13 protein-coding genes are annotated in these 14,894 nt (G+C 66.5%); 6 read left to right on the top strand and 7 right to left on the bottom strand.

Annotated features, from left to right (window positions below):
- Positions 1 to 148: 148 nt before the first annotated feature.
- Both DI041_RS00720 and DI041_RS00710 read left to right on the top strand, forming a co-directional pair.
- Positions 149 to 2,434: an FdhF/YdeP family oxidoreductase gene (locus DI041_RS00720; RefSeq protein WP_136637950.1), complete on the top strand. Its 2,286-nt coding sequence runs from the start codon at positions 149 to 151 to the stop codon at positions 2,432 to 2,434.
- 477 nt (positions 2,435 to 2,911) lie between these two features.
- Positions 2,912 to 3,451, top strand: a complete 540-nt coding sequence (locus DI041_RS00710) for a DUF411 domain-containing protein (RefSeq protein WP_136637951.1) — start codon at positions 2,912 to 2,914, stop codon at positions 3,449 to 3,451.
- A 135-nt stretch (positions 3,452 to 3,586) separates the two neighbouring features.
- Here DI041_RS00710 and blaL1 read toward each other — a convergent pair whose 3' ends face one another.
- Positions 3,587 to 4,459 carry a L1 family subclass B3 metallo-beta-lactamase gene (gene blaL1, locus DI041_RS00705; RefSeq protein ID WP_136637952.1) on the bottom strand — a complete coding sequence of 291 codons (873 nt, stop codon included), beginning with the start codon at positions 4,457 to 4,459 and terminating at the stop codon, positions 3,587 to 3,589.
- 70 nt (positions 4,460 to 4,529) lie between these two features.
- On the opposite strand from blaL1, the gene DI041_RS00700 reads away from it, so the two are divergent.
- On the top strand, positions 4,530 to 6,401 hold the full coding sequence (locus DI041_RS00700) for an amidohydrolase (protein ID WP_211195168.1): 1,872 nt from the start codon (positions 4,530 to 4,532) through the stop codon (positions 6,399 to 6,401).
- 53 nt (positions 6,402 to 6,454) lie between these two features.
- On the opposite strand, the gene DI041_RS00695 is transcribed toward DI041_RS00700, so the two are convergent.
- The 3 genes from DI041_RS00695 to DI041_RS00685 form a co-directional block, all read right to left on the bottom strand.
- On the bottom strand, positions 6,455 to 8,884 hold the full coding sequence (locus DI041_RS00695; RefSeq protein ID WP_046982546.1) for a TonB-dependent receptor: 2,430 nt from the start codon (positions 8,882 to 8,884) through the stop codon (positions 6,455 to 6,457).
- Positions 8,885 to 8,955: 71 nt separating this feature from the next.
- A complete protein-coding gene (locus DI041_RS00690; protein ID WP_136637953.1) occupies positions 8,956 to 9,807 on the bottom strand; it encodes a FecR family protein in 852 nt (283 codons plus the stop codon).
- Entirely contained in the window at positions 9,804 to 10,328 is a 525-nt protein-coding gene (locus DI041_RS00685; RefSeq protein WP_136637954.1) for an RNA polymerase sigma factor, read from the bottom strand. The genes DI041_RS00690 and DI041_RS00685 overlap by 4 nt, the downstream gene beginning before the upstream one ends.
- 203 nt (positions 10,329 to 10,531) lie before the next feature.
- Between DI041_RS00685 and DI041_RS00680 the strand changes: the two genes are divergently transcribed.
- The 3 genes from DI041_RS00680 (at position 10,532) to DI041_RS00670 (ending at position 12,502) form a co-directional block, all read left to right on the top strand.
- Positions 10,532 to 10,798 (top strand): hypothetical protein, encoded by a 267-nt coding sequence (locus DI041_RS00680; protein WP_006369821.1) that lies wholly within the window; start codon positions 10,532 to 10,534, stop codon positions 10,796 to 10,798.
- 9 nt (positions 10,799 to 10,807) lie between these two features.
- The gene (locus tag DI041_RS00675) at positions 10,808 to 11,980 is read left to right on the top strand and encodes a low temperature requirement protein A (RefSeq protein ID WP_136637955.1); all 1,173 of its coding nucleotides are present in this window, start codon (positions 10,808 to 10,810) and stop codon (positions 11,978 to 11,980) included.
- A gap of 87 nt (positions 11,981 to 12,067) precedes the next feature.
- Positions 12,068 to 12,502: an EamA family transporter gene (locus DI041_RS00670; RefSeq protein WP_136637956.1), complete on the top strand. Its 435-nt coding sequence runs from the start codon at positions 12,068 to 12,070 to the stop codon at positions 12,500 to 12,502.
- A 62-nt stretch (positions 12,503 to 12,564) separates the two neighbouring features.
- On the opposite strand, the gene DI041_RS00665 is transcribed toward DI041_RS00670, so the two are convergent.
- The 3 genes from DI041_RS00665 to DI041_RS00655 are packed head-to-tail and all read right to left on the bottom strand — an operon-like array spanning position 12,565 to position 14,796.
- Entirely contained in the window at positions 12,565 to 13,110 is a 546-nt protein-coding gene (locus DI041_RS00665; RefSeq protein ID WP_136637957.1) for a DUF1697 domain-containing protein, read from the bottom strand.
- Positions 13,107 to 13,748, bottom strand: a complete 642-nt coding sequence (locus DI041_RS00660) for a response regulator transcription factor (RefSeq protein WP_136637958.1) — start codon at positions 13,746 to 13,748, stop codon at positions 13,107 to 13,109. Before DI041_RS00660 ends, DI041_RS00665 begins: the two co-directional genes overlap by 4 nt.
- Complete coding sequence (locus DI041_RS00655; protein WP_046982554.1) at positions 13,741 to 14,796, bottom strand: sensor histidine kinase; 1,056 nt, start codon at positions 14,794 to 14,796, stop codon at positions 13,741 to 13,743. Before DI041_RS00655 ends, DI041_RS00660 begins: the two co-directional genes overlap by 8 nt.
- Positions 14,797 to 14,894: the final 98 nt, after the last annotated feature.

The following is a 14,894-nucleotide window of genomic DNA, read 5'->3' as shown; positions in this document are numbered from 1 at the left end:
GTCATGGCACGCTGCGCTGAAAACAGCGTCTGCCTCTGGCGAAGCGGCCTTGTCCGTGCTTGACTGCGGGGCTGGCCGCGCTGCAGAAGCCGCATCGGGCCCGTCTCGTGCCGTTGATTGTTGTGTTCCTCCCGCCAGGTTCCCGAACATGTCCGAGCAGAAGCCGCCGCGTTACAAGCCCTACAACCAGCCGGCCGGTGGCTGGGGTGCCGCTGGTGCCACGGCCAAGGTGCTGTTGCAGCAGAGTGTGATCGGCAAGGGCTCGAAGGCGCTGCTGGCGATGAACCAGCCCGGTGGCTTCAAGTGCCCCAGCTGTGCGTTCCCCGATGCCGACGAACGCAAGAAGCTGGAATTCTGCGAGAACGGTGCCAAGGCGCTGGCCTGGGAAGCCACCCAGTTCCGTGCCGGCCGCGAGCTGTTCGCCCAGCACACGGTCACCGAGCTGATGGCGCAGACCGACTACTGGCTGGAAATGCAGGGCCGGCTGACCGAGCCGATGCGCTACGACGCGTCCACCGATCATTACGTTCCCTGCAGCTGGGACGAGGCGTTTGCCTTGATCGGCCGTCATCTGCAGGCGCTGGACAGCCCGCACCAGGCCGAGTTCTACACCTCCGGCCGTACACCCAACGAAGCCGCGTTCCTGTATTCGATCTTCGTGCGCGAGTTCGGCACCAACAATTTCCCGGACTGCTCGAACATGTGCCACGAGCCGACCAGCCGCGGCCTGCCGCCGGCCATCGGCGTGGGCAAGGGCACCATCGTGCTGCAGGATTTCGAGCACGCCGAGGCGATCTTCGTGATCGGCCAGAACACCGGCACCAATTCGCCGCGGATGATGAGCAACCTGGTCGAGGCGCGCAAACGCGGCATCCCGATCGTGGCGGTCAATCCGATGCCAGAGCGCGCGCTGATCCGCTTCGCCGAGCCGCAGGACATGGTGCAGATGGCCACGTTCGGTTCGACCGAGATCACCAGCGAGTTCGTGCACATCCGCATCGGCGGCGACCTGGCCCTGATCAAGGGCATGATGAAGGTAATGTTCGAGCGCGAAGCGCAGGGCGAGCGCGTGCTTGACCACGATTTCCTGGCCGAGCACACGGTGGGCCTGGACGCACTGCGCAAAGATGTGATGGCGCAGGACTGGGACGAGATCGTGCAGGTCTCCGGCATCACGCAGGCGCAGATCCGCCGCTGCGCCGAGATCTACATCCGCTCCAAGGCCACGGTGATCTGCTACGGCATGGGCCTGACCCAGCATCAGTATGGTTCGACCCTGCTGCAGCAGGTGGCCAATCTGCTGTTGCTGCGTGGCAACTTCGGCAAGCCCGGCGCAGGCATCGGGCCGATCCGTGGCCATTCCAACGTGCAGGGCGACCGTACCGTCGGCATCGACGAGAAACCCAAGCCAGCCTATCTGGACCGCGTGCAGCAGGTGTTCGGCTTCGATCCGCCGCGCGAGCACGGTCATCACGTGGTCGAATCGATCGAGGCGATGCTGGACGGCAGCGCCAAGGTGTTCATCGGTATGGGGGGCAACTTCATCCACGCCGTGCCCGATACAACGCGCGCGTATGAGGCCATGCGTGGCCTGGAGTTGACGGTCGGCATCGCCACCAAACTCAATCGGGGTCACCTGGTGCATGGCCGCGATTCCTTGATCCTGCCGGTAGTCGCGCGTTCGGAGCGCATCGTTACGCCTGCCGGCGAGCAGTTCGTCACCATCGAAGACGCGATGTCGAACGTGACCGCTTCGCGCGGCGTGCTCGAGCCGGTCAGCACGGACGTGCTCCCGGAGGTCGAGATCGTCTGCCGCATGGCGATGGCAACACTGCCGCACAGCAAGGTCGACTGGGCCGGGTGCATGCATGACTACGCACCCATCCGCGAGCTGATCGCGGCGGTGTACCCGGATATCTACACCGGCTTCAACGAGCGCATCCAGCAGCCGCACGGCTTCCATCTGGACATTCCACCGCGCCGTCGCGTGTGGCCCACGCCCAACGGCAAGGCCAACATCCTGGTGATGCCGGGGCTGGACGTGGACGCGCCCGTGGATGACCCCGAGATGCTGCGGTTGGCCACAGTGCGCTCGCACGACCAGTACAACACCACCATCTACAGCTACAACGACCGCTATCGCGGCGTCTACAACGACCGCATGGTGTTGTTCATGAACATCGAGGACCGGCTGGCACGCGGGCTGGAGAAGGAAGCACTGGTCAGCCTGGAGACGATCAGCGGCGACGGCGTGAACCGACGCATCGAGGGCCTGACCGTGCTGGACTACCCGATGCCGCGCGGCGCGTTGGCCGGTTACTACCCCGAGTTGAACCCGCTGCTACCGCTGGACTATTACGATCGGGTCAGCGGCACCCCGGCGGCCAAGTCGATTCCGGTGCGGATGCAGGCGATGGCAGCGGCGATTGCGTGATGCGTTCATCGGCTATCATCAACGGGTGAACCTGCCTGGCCTGCTGCTGAGATGGATGCTTCTCCTTGCCCTGGTGCTGAATGCACCGGCGCTTGCGGTTGCCTCATCCTCGTACGCGGCGCAGTCCAGCGCGGACCATTGCGCCGCACCGCATTCCGCTGCCATGCCCGGATGCTGCGACGAGGCAGCATCAACGGTCTGCCAGAGCAATGAGTGCGAATGCCCGCCGGCCAGCCTCGGCATGCTGGCCACCCTGAGCGGAACCCCGGCGTCACCCTGGCGTGAGGCGCCTTTGCCCGCCAGCACCCAGCAACGCGCACCGCCTCCGTTGCCGGATCCGCTACGCCCTCCCATCGTGTGATTCCCTGCAGGCCTCAAGCGCCTGCCGTAGCTGCTCGACTCACTCTCGACTCTGCCTGTGCCTTCGACGCGCAGGCAGCGGGCCGCGTTGCCCGCATCTGCAAAGGAATCAACACCATGAACCGTTCTCTCTCCCTCAGCCTGTTGCTGGGCACCGTGCTGGCCACTACCGCCTGCGCGCGTGCTGCTGAAGAATCGTCTGCCGCGCCGGTTGCCACCGAAGCCCCGGCGGCACCGATCAAGGCCGGCCCGTCGCAGGTGGATCCGGCACTGCCCATCGCCATCGTGCACAAGACCGCCAGCTGCGGCTGCTGCGGCATCTGGGTCGACCACCTGAAGGCCGAAGGCTTCCAGGTGGATGTGCGCAATACTGATGACATGAACCCGATCAAGGTCCGGCTGGGTGTGCCGGTCGGCAAGGCCTCCTGCCACACCGCCGAGATCGGTGGTTACGTGGTTGAAGGCCACATCCCGGCCGAGGACATCAAGCGACTGCTGGCCGAGCCGCCGGCCGCGCGCGGCCTGGTGCTGCCGGGCATGCCAGCCGGCTCGCCTGGCATGGAAATGCCGGATGGCTACGTGCAGCCGTACACCGTTGAACTGGTGCGCAACGATGGCACCACCGAGCCGTTTGCCCAGCACGGGCAGGGCGGCTGACAGGCGGCGGTGCCGGTCGTCCTGACCGGCACCCTTCGGCGCGCCCAATGTAGAGCCGAGCCCACCCTCGGCTTGCTCTTTGTGGCGTCGAGCCATGCTCGACTGCTCTGCTTCGGTCGAGCAAGCTCGACAGAATCAGCGGGCGCCGGCTGTTTCCTTGGCCAGCTGTGCGTCGAACTTCTGTTCTGCCGCATCCGCGTAGGCCTTGCAGGTCAGTGCCTTGGCACCGGCCCTGGCACCCGCAGCGTAGTCCCAGTTGCTCGCGCCCGGATGAGGGGTCAGCAACACGTCGCAGGGCAACGCCCGCACCGTCGCGAAGCTGCGCTTGTAGTCCTCGACCAGGCGCGGATAACGGGGGTTGCCCTTCAGCTGGTAGCCCGGTGCACTCAGACTGTCGGCATAGGCGATGCGCACCGGCTTGCCCTCGCGGGTATCGGTCCAGGTCCAGGCGGTGCTGCCCGGGGTGTGTCCCGGCATGAAGTGCGCGGTGAATTCGATGCCGCCCACCTCGACCACCTCGCCATCCATCACGATGCGGTCTGCATTGGCAGGCGGGTAGGTGATGCCATCGCCGAAGTGCAGGTCATCGCTGCCGCCACGCGCCAGCAGCACTGCCGATTCCGCGTTGGCGACCACGTGCGCGCCGCTGCGGCGCTTCAGTTCCGCCACTGGGCCTGCATGGTCGGCATGCGCATGGCTGAGCAGGATCAGACGCAGGTCCTGCGGGGCCACGCCGCGCGCCTTCATGTTGTCCAGCAGGTGGCCGGCCATCTGTGGCATGCCGCCGTCCAGCAGCACTGCGCCCTCGGCGGTCTGCACCAGCAGTGCGGTCAGGTTCTCGGTGCCGATCTGCCAGGTGTGGTCAGCAATCTGCAGCGGTGCCATCGGCTGCAGCCAGGAAGCATCCACGGTGTAGGCCCGCAACTGCGGCAGTGGTGCCTCGGCGGCGCTGGCGCAGGCGATCGGGAGTACTGCTGCAAGCGAGAGGGCGAGCATGTGCGGGCGCATGTGAAAGGTATATCGGGAAGGTGGATCGAGGCTAGCACGGCGCTTTCCGGTGCCGTTTCTATGATTCCTCATGCCTGCCATAAGCCGGCGTTGCGGGTGCCGGAATATTGGCGCGACAACTGCCGTGAAAGGGCGATGCAGTTCGCAACGTGTTCGCATCGCGCAGGGTAGCCTGCAGCGACCACAAGGAAGGAGCAGGCGCATGTGCATTGTGTGCAATCCAGGAGCCGCAGCATTCCTGCAGGCACGTCGCGAGTTTCTGGGCGGGATGGTCGGATTGGGTGCGGCGGCGCTGGTCGGGTCGGCCGTACCGCTGGCAGCGTTCTCTGCTACGCCGCCGCCGAATCTGGCAGGGCCGGCAGATAGGATCTTCCATGGCGGTCCGATCCATACGCTCGGGCCAAAGGGCAAGGTGCAGGCCATCGCGGTTCGCCAGGGACGCATTCTGGCCACGGGCAGCCGCGAGGAAGTCATGTTGCATCGAGGGCGCCAGACCGACGTGGTCGACCTGCACGGCCGGGCGCTGCTGCCAGGCTTCATCGACCCGCATATGCACTCGGCGATGGCGATGCTGTCCGATTGGGTGGATGTGACGCCGTTCAGTACCCGCACGTTGGCCGAGGCGCTGTCGAAGATTGGTGCCGCCGCAAGTGCGAGCAAACCCGGCGAATGGGTGGTTGCGCAGGGCATTGACCCTTCGCTGATGCCGGGTGAGCCGATCACCATGAAGGCGCTGGATGCGGTCGCTGCGGATAATCCGGTGTTCGTCCTTGAATCCAACGGACACGTCGCCTACAGCAACAGCAAGGGCTTCGCCGCTGCCGGAGTAACCGATGCGACGCCCGATCCGGAGCAGGGGCGTTACGATCGCGAGGGTGGGAAGCTGACGGGCCGGATGCAGGAGTCTCCCGCGATGAAGCCGTTCATGGCGGCAATGCCGGTCCCCGACGAGGATCGCTACGTCGCGTTGATCCAGCAACTGTTCTCGGACGCGGCCAGGGCCGGCTGCACCGGCCTGCATGATGCCGGCATCGGGACCGGAGGCGTGACCGATCTCAAGGTACTCAATCGCGTGATGGCGAAGAATCCGCCGATCCGCTATTCAGGCTTTCTCACCTCGGACCTGATGGACGACTGGGTCGAACTGGGGCTGAAGCCCGGCCACGGTGATGACCGCTTCCGCCTGACGGGTATAAAGTTCTGGTCCGATGGCTCCAACCAGGCGCAGACCGGCTATCAGCGCGAGAACTACCTCGGCTCGGACAAGCGGGGTTCGCTGAACTACACGCAGGAGCAGCTGACGAAAGGTGTGCAGCGCGCCCACGATCTCGGTTGGCAGGTCGGCATCCATGCCAATGGCGATGCGGCCATCGATACCACCCTGAAGGTCTACAAGACCGTACTGGCCAACACGCCACGTGCCGATCATCGCCACCGCATCGAGCATTGCAGCGTGCTGCATGGGGACCAGATCAAACAGCTTGCCGAGCTGCAGGTGTCGCCTTCGTTCCTGATCGGGCACGTGTACTACTGGGGAAAGGCGTTCCGCGACAACATCCTCGGTCCGCAGCGCGCCGATCTGTACGATCCATGCCGGTCGGCGCTGGCGGGCGGGCTTCGCATCTCGCTGCACTCGGACTTCAACGTCACCACCATCGAACCGTTGCGCTACATCGACAACGCAGTGAACCGGCGCATGCGTGATGGCGGCGAAGTGTTGAACCCTGAAGAGTGCATCAGTGTCGAACAGGCGCTGCGCGCAGTGACCATCGATGCGGCATGGCAATGCCGGGTGGACGACATTGTCGGAAGCCTGGAGTACGGAAAGTATGCGGACATGGTCATTCTTGATCGCGATCCGCTGACGATCGATCCGGCAAGAGTCCTCGAGCTGAAGGTGATGGAGACCTGGCTGCAGGGTGAGCGACGCTACGCCGCGTGATCCGAGGCTTGAAGCACGGCCCGGGGCAGCTGCGCCCCGGGCCCTGTGCAGGCTTAGTACTGGTACTGCCACCCCAGCGTCAGCACTCGGCCACGGCCCGAGAAATAGCTCGGGTTCGACGGCGTGGTCTGCGAGTAGTAGCTGATGTACTGCTTGTTCGCCAGGTTCTGCACGCCCAGGGTGAAGCTGTGCTTGTCCAGTACATAGCGGGCCACCAGGTCCATCGTGGTGTAACCCTTGAACTCCGCCACCTGCGCGCCACGCAGATCGAAGTCGCGGTCGAAGGCGTGGCTGGCCTGCAGGCGGGTGCTCAGCTGTGGTGTCCAGCTCTGTTCCCAGAACGCGGTCAGCCGGTTCGGCGCGATGTTGACGCCGGCCAGGTCGCTGTCGAGGCGGCCGTCGACGTCGGCATCGTAGCGGCCATTGGCGCGTGCATAACCCAGGCCCAGCCGGCTGTCGCCCAAGCGCAGGCGCAGGTTGCTTTCAAAACCTTCCACGCGGGTGGCCTGGCGCTGCACCGCATAGGCGTCGATGCCCGGATCGTAGATCAGCACCGAGCCCAGCTTGGATTCGGAGGTGTAGTACGCAATATCGCCACTGAAACGGCCATCGTCGTACTCCAGCCCGATCTCGCGGTTGTCCGAAACCACCGGTGACAGGTCAATCAGATTGTCCACGCGCTGGCCGTCGCGGTTGATCGCACGTAGCACGCGGCCGACGTCGGCCACGGTGTAGCCTTCCGAATACGAGGCGTAGGCGTTGAGGCGATCGTTGATGTACCAGACCGCGCCGAAGTTGGGCAGGGTCTCGCTCATGGTCGGCTTGCCGCCTGCCACCTTGCGCGCGCCGTAGCGGGGCAGGGTGGTGTAGTCGCCTACTTCCAGCTCGCCCTTTTCGTAGCGCAGGCCGCCGGAGAGCATCAGGTGGTCGGTTGGCCACCAGTGCAGCTGCAGCAGCGGCGACAGGCTCTGGTAGGTGGTCTGCGGCACCCAGTTCATGCCACTGGCCAGCAGTACCTGGTGGGTGCGGTCGCGCAGGCCGTCCAGGCCCAGGGTTACGTCCAGCGTGGTATCGGCGATGCGGGTCCAGCTCTGGGTCAGCTTGAAGCCACGCTTGTCCGATTCGTTCTGGGTCTGGTCCCAGGCGGCGTTCGCGCCGGTGTTGCCCCACGGATCCCACTGGCTGGCACCATAACGGCCTTCGAAGTCCACCGCGAAGGCCTGCGCCTGGAAGTGGCCACCGAGCAGGTCGGCGGCGCTGTAGTCCAGCGTCAGCGAGCGCGAGCGGTTCATCGGCGGATCGAGCGGGGTATCGCCGGGGACCGAAATGGTCGGGCGACCGGTGCGGTAGTCACCGTTCACCGCCAGGTAGTTGTCCAGCCCGCGCAGCTCGTAGCGGTTGGCCATCAGTTGCAGGCGGTGGCCCTCGGCAATGTTCCAGCCCAGCTTGGCGAACACGTTCGACGATGTCGAATCCATCAGTTCGCCCTGCGCGTTGGTACCGATCGAACGGCCCTCGCCGTCGTGGTACAGGCCCTGCTTCTCATAGGCCAGGCCGGCCACCAGATCGAACCGCTCACCGCGTACGCCGACCAGTGCCGAGCCGCGCTGGCCATTGTCATCGTGGCGGCTGGGCAGGGCCGAACTGTAGGTGACGTTGGTGTCGAGCAGGAAGGCGCCCGGCTCGCTGGGCGCGCTGCGGGTGATGATGTTAACGATGCCACCGGTACCGCCGATGCCCTGCAGTGCGTTGGCGCCGTGGATGACCTCGATGCGCTCGATCATCGCCGGATCGATGGTGTGCGAATCACGTGAGCCATCGCGCAGCGGCGTCGACTGCGGCACGCCGTCGACCATGTACAGGATGCCGCGGCCACGCATGGTTTCGCCGTAGTTGGACATCTTCTCGCGCGCCGGGGCAAACGCCGGGATCTGCGCCGACAGCACGCGCGAGACATCCGAGCCCAGCGCCAGCTGCTGCGCGATGTCCTCGCGGGTCAGCACGGTGATGGTGTTGGGCATCGCGGTCTCGCCCTGCGGCATACGCGCGGTCGAGGCCGATACCGTGACGCGGGCCAGCGAAGTGGTCGTGCCCGGGGACGCTGCCGATGACGAGGCCCGGGCCGGAGCGCGGGCCTTGGAGGATGCCGGCGCGGCACTCACCACGAACACCCCCGGCGAGCGCTCCTGCATCGCCAGGTCTTGCCCGGCCAGCAGGCGCTGCAGGGCGTCGTGCGGGGTGTAGCGGCCGTCGAGGGCCGGCGCGTTGCGGCCACTTACGCTATCGGCAGCGAACAGCAGCTGGATGCCACTCTGCCGCGCCAGTGTCGTGAGCGAAGCCTGCAGCGGGCCGGCCGGCAGGTGTAGTTCGACAGGTGCGGACGCAGCGGTCTGCGCGGTGGCGGGCAGCGCCGCACACAGGCAGGCGGCAAGCAGGGTGGGGGCCAGCCGGCGCAGCGCGGCAGGCGGAACAGGGCGGATCATGCGGGGGTCCTTCGGAAGGGTTCAAGCACTTGCCGGATGGGACGGCGCGCAACCCACCCTCGGCGTGGCAATCAATCGCGGGCACGCAGATGCAGGCTGCCGTCGGCGGCGGTATGCACCTGGACCGGCAGGATCTCCGGCAACAGGGCGACCGCCGTCTCGGCACGGTCGGCATCGAACACGCCCGACACCTGCAGTGGTCCCAGTGCCGGGTCGTCCAGCACGATCGGACGGTCGTGATAGCGCTGCAGGATGCGCAGCACCTCGGCCAGCGGCATGCGGTCGAACTGCAGCCGGCCGGTGGTCCAGTCGGCCCGGTCCGGATCCACTGCTTCCGGCGGAGACAGGGACCCCGGCTGGGCCAGCAGGCGCTGCCCCGGCTTCAGCCGCTGCTCGGTGCCGCCGCCATCCACGCTGACACCGACCTCGCCGCGCCAAAGCGTGACCTCGCTGAGATCGCCCTGGCGGTCAACATCGAACACCGTGCCGTAGTTGCGTACCTGTACCGGCCCGGCATCGACCTGGAAGCGGCGCCACGCCGAATGCTGCACCTCGAAGCGCGCATGGCCCTGCGCCAGCAGTACCCGCCGCGAACGCAGGTGGCGACGGACCTGCAGGTGGGTTCCCGCGTCGAGCAGCACGCGGCTGCCGTCCGGCAGCTCGATGTCGCGGCGCTCGCCGACGGCGGTCTGGTAGTCACGCACCTGCCAGGCCGGGTCGGCCAGCAGCAGCCCAGCGGCCGCCAGCAACAGCACCGGCAGTACCCGTTTCGCGCCAGATCCGCCGCGCCGCCGCTGCAGCTGCTCCGGGCCTGGCAACGGGAAACGCTCCTTCAGTGCCTCCCGGTGCTGATCGAGCGTGTCCTCGGCGGACGGTTCGGCGGGCGGCGACGGCGGTACCGGATCGGGTGATGCAGGGCTCACCGCAGCGCACCGTGCAGCCGACAGTCGGCCATGGCCAGGCGCAGGTGACGTTCCACCGCCTTCAGGCCGATGCCCATCCGCTGCGCCACTTCGGTCTGGGGCAGCTCGTGGATCTTGTGCAGGATGAACACCTGCTGCCGCCGGCAGGGCATGCGCTCGATGCTGGCGGTCAGCCGCTGCAGCGCCTGCTGGCCCTGCGCCTGGCGCTCGGGTCCGGGGCGCTCGCAGGCGCCTTCGGGAAGCTCGGCGCGGGGCTCCACCCAGTGCCGGCGCAGGTCCTCGGCGCGGCAGCGGTCGACCGCTGCGTCGTGGGCGATCCTGCGCAGCAGCGCGATCGGTTGGCGGGCGTCATGCACGGCCGGACGTTCCAGCAGGCGTACACAGATATCGTGTACCACTTCGCGGGCCAGCCCGGGCGAGCGGAACCGGCGATGCAGGTAGTCCACCAGTTCCTCGTAGTGGCGCACCAGCGAGGTCACCAGCGGCAGCGCAGGTGGGCGGGGAAGTGTCGGCTGGGACATCCGGACGGGCAGCAAGGGTGAAAGGCGGGTGCCGGGAGGTCATCCCTGCGTAATGACGCAATACTAATGGGAACTGTTCTCGTTTGCCATGCCGCGATCGCCAGGGCGATTGTTCGCCGCGCCTGGAAAGTGAATCCACGATCATCGGCTGGAGCGCAGAATCGCCCACGGCTAGCCTGCCTGCAGGCTCAAGGAGGTGGACCATGCATGTGCTTCTGGTGATGGTGGGCGGCATTGTGCTGTTGGGAGTGTTCCTGTTGTTCGGACGGCTGTGGAGCGTAGGCACCTCACAGCTGCCCACGGCCCTGATCGCGTTCATTGCCACCTGGCTGTTGGTGACGGTGGCCAACCTGTGGGTGGGTGTCAGCAAGGCCGGCTACGGGATGCGCGAAGAACTGCCGATCCTGCTGCTGGTGTTCGCGGTGCCGGCCCTGCTGGCCGGCCTGCTCTACTGGCGCCTGGCGCGCTGAAGGAAAGCCATGAGTACACGACTGCGATTGCCGGCCCTGCGCCAGCGCGACGGCCACCACGCCCGCGTGACCTACGAAGAACTGTTCTTCGACCTGGTCTATGTGTTCGCGGTCACCCAGCTGAGCCACCACCTGTTGCATCACCTGGACCTGGCCGGCGTGCTGCAGACCCTGGTGCTGTGGTTTGCGGTGTGGCTGGGCTGGCAGTACGCCTGCTGGGTCAGCAACTGGTTCGATCCGGAGGCACCGCGCATTCGTGGCCTGCTGTTTGCCACCATGCTGTTGGCCTTGCTGATGTCGTCGTCCATTCCCGAGGCGTTCGCCGACCGTGCCTGGGTGTTCGCCGGGGCCTACGCCACCATGCAGGTCGGGCGTACCGCCTTTGTGCTGTTCGAGGTCGGCCACACACACCCGCTGGCGCCGAACTTCCGCCGCATGCTGGCGTGGGTGAGCGTATCGGCCTGCTTCTGGCTGGCAGGTGCGGCAGCCGAGGGGAATACGCGGCTGGCGCTGTGGGCGGTGGCGGTGGCGTGCGAATACGTCTCACCGATGTTCGGCTTCGCGTTCCCGGGGCTGGGTCGTTCGCACACCCGCGAGTGGACCATCGAGGGCGGGCACCTGGCCGAGCGCTGCCAGCTGTTCGTCATCGTTGCACTGGGCGAGACGTTGCTGGCCACCGGTGGTGTGCTCAGTGAAGTCGAGCGGTGGAGCGGGGCGGTGGTGTCGGCGGTGCTTGCCACCTTCGCCGGCACGATCGCCATGTGGTGGCTGTACTTCGGCATCTCCAGCCGCGACGCCACCGAGGCCATCAGCCATGCCGAAGACCCGGGCCGGATGGGGGCCAACTTCCACTATGTGCACGCGTTGCTGATCGCCGGGATCATCGCTACGGCGGTGGGCAATGACCTGGTCATGGACCACCCGCACGCTGCGGTGACGCCGGTGCATGCGGCCGTGCTGGTTGCAGGGCCATTGATCTACCTGCTGGGCAGCGCGCTGTACAAGCGCGTGGTATACGGGCGCGCACCGTACTCGCATCTGATCGGTGCGGTGGCACTGGTCCTGCTGGGCGTGGTGTTGCCGCAGACCCATCTGCTGGCCGCCGGTTGGCTGACCAGTGCGGTGCTGCTGGCGGTGGGGTTGATGGATACGCGGTTGAAGCACCGTCTGCAACGCGCCTGATCCACACGGCGGCTCGCACTGCTTGCGCAGGCGGGCAATGGGAGTAGCGTTGGCGGTGGGTGCTCTTGGAGCCGGGAGTGGCGCAACATGCAGAGCGTTCCGCAATGGCTCGTCTGGGCCGGGTTGTCAGCCTGTTTCGCCGCTCTGACCGCGCTGTTCGCCAAGGTTGGGGTCAAGGGCGTCGACTCGGATCTGGCCATGGCCATCCGCACCCTGGTGGTGGCGGCGGTGATCCTGCCGCTGGTGGTGATCAGCGGCAAGTGGTCGAATCCATTGCTGCTGCCGGGGCGCACGCAGCTGTTCCTGGTGCTGTCGGCACTGGCCACCGGCGCCTCGTGGCTGTTCTACTTCCGCGCGCTGCAGAGTGGTGAACTGGCCAAGGTGGCGGTGGTCGACAAGTTCAGCGTGGTGCTGGTGATCGTGCTGGCTTACCTGCTGCTGGGCGAACGACCGAGCCTGCGGGAGTGGAGCGGCATCGGCCTGGTGGTTGCCGGGGTGATCGTGCTGGCGACGAAGAAGTAGCGGGATTCAACCCATCACACGGAAGTGCAGGATGCAGGGCGAAGCACACGGTAGAGTCGACTCTACCGTCTCCCTCTACCGCCTGGGGTGGCCTGGCCAAGCGCGGCGGCCATTGCCGCAAGTTTGCCGACCGTGTTGAGGTTGCGGGCGGTGCCTTGCTGGGCATAGGGAATCCGCAGGCGTGAGTCGGCCATGCCGTCGCCATAGTGGACGAAGATCTCGCGTGTACCCAGCACCAGCTGCTCATCGCGCAGGCCGGTCACCCCGGTCAAGGGATCCGTGGGCAGTGCCTCATCCACGAACAGCGCGACCACACGATTGCCGGCGGCGTGCGGGAACGGATTGCCGGCGGCAACCGCCGCGATCTCGGCTGCCGAGCGCACCAGCACACCCACCGGTTTTCCGGCATAGGCCTGCAGCCGTTGGCCAAGGGCTTTCCGCACGCCGGCTTCGTCAAGTCCGCTGCGGAACACCACGTTGCCGCTGGCGATATAGGTGCGGACGTCGGTGAAGCCTGCGTCCTCGCACATCGCCACCAGTTCAACCATCGGCAGCTTGCCGGTGCCGCCGACGTTGACTGCGCGTAGCAGCGCGACATGCACGCTCATGGGGTGCCCGCCTGCAAGCGGTCGTACATGCGCACCAGGTCGACCAGCGTACGCGCGCCCATCTTGCGCATCACCTGTGCGCGGCGCACCTTCACGGTGATCTCGCTCACCCCGAGGTCGCCGGCGATCTGCTTGTTGAGGCGGCCGCGCACCACGCCGTCGACCACCTCGCGCTCGCCGGGGTTGAGGGTATTCCAGCGCTTCTGCAGGGCGTCCAGTGCCTCGCCGTCACGGCGGCGCTGGCGGTCGATGTCGATCCCCTTGTGGATTGCATCCAGCAGCTCCTGGTCACGGAACGGCTTGGTCAGGAACTCGATGGCACCGTCCTTGATCGCGTTGACACCCATCGCGATGTCGCCGTGGCCGGTGATGAACACCACCGGCAGCTGCAGGCCGTGGCTGCCCATCGTGCGATGGAACTCCAGCCCACTCTGGCCGGGCATGCGCACATCCAGCACCAGGCAGGCCGGTGCATCTTCCAGTTCGTGCTCGAGGAATGCCTGGGTGGAGGCGAAGGCCCGTACCTGCAGGCCCATCGAGGCGAGCAGGTCTTCCAGCGCGGCGCGCACCGACGGATCGTCATCGATCACATAGACGATGGGCGCTGGATCGGCGGCGGGTGCAGCGGGCTTACGCATGAGGAAGTTCCGTGGCGATGGGCAGGTCAAACACAAAGCAGGCACCCCCGCCGCTGGGGCGCTCGGCTCGGATCCTGCCTTCGTTGGCCTCGATCATCGAACGGCTCAGGCTGAGACCGAGCCCCAGCCCGTGTGATTTGGTGGTCCAGAAGGCATCGAACACGCGCTCAGGATGGTCGATTGGCAGGCCGACACCGCGGTCGCGCACGCTGAGGCTGATCCGCTGTCCGTCGCGTTGGGTCAACAGGGACAGGCGTCGATCAGCGGCGGGCACGGCCTCCATTGCGTCCACCGCATTGAGGATCAGGTTGCCGATCACCTGCTGCACCTGCACGCGATCGGCCTGAACCAGCGGCAGGTCGGCATCGAGCAGCAGGGCCACGGCCACGCCGTGCTGGTCCAGCTCGCTGCGCGACAGCGCCAGCATTTCCTCCACCGCCTGGTTCAGGTCGAAGGCGCGTCGTTCCGGTGCCGCACCCTGGGTCAGGCCGCGAATGCGGGCGATCACGTCACCGGCGCGATGTGCATCGTCCAGGATGCGGGACACGGTCTGCCGGGCCTTGTCGACGTTCGGTGGGTCCTGTGCCAGCCAGCGCTGGCAGGCCTCGGCGCTGCTGGCAATGGCCGCCAGCGGCTGGTTGACTTCATGTGCGATGGAGGTGGTCAGCTCGCCCACGGTCGACGCGCGCGCCACCCGCAGCAACCGGCCCTGCGCTTCCTGCACTGCGGCCTTGGCCGCTTCCATCTTCAACGCGAGGTAGGTGGTGATGCCGATCACCAGCATGCCGATCACCGAATTGACCAGGCCGATGCGATAGGTGCCGAAGCGGGTGAGGAAGAAGCTCAGGGCGGTGAGTGCGATGCAGGCGATGGCCAGGCTGATCAGCCCGCGCGCACTCAGCACTCGTGATGCGGCGAGGATGACCGCTGCATAGAAGCAGGCCGCAGCCACGGCGTAGTCGGTGACGGTATCGACCAGGAAGATCGCCGCCATCACAACGATCAGGGCCAGCAGCACCAGCGGGCGGCGGGGCGACAGCGATGGCATCGGGACGTCTCCCTGGCGTGGGGGGGAAGGATAGCAAAGCCGCCTTGGGTGGATGCGGGCATCCACCAAAGCGATGCCCGGTAGTGCCGGCCGCTGGC

The organism is Stenotrophomonas maltophilia (assembly GCF_004920835.1).
GTDB lineage: Bacteria > Pseudomonadota > Gammaproteobacteria > Xanthomonadales > Xanthomonadaceae > Stenotrophomonas > Stenotrophomonas maltophilia_AQ.
Note: the sequence above shows the minus strand (reverse complement) of the source record. Positions and strands in the feature narration are given on the sequence as shown.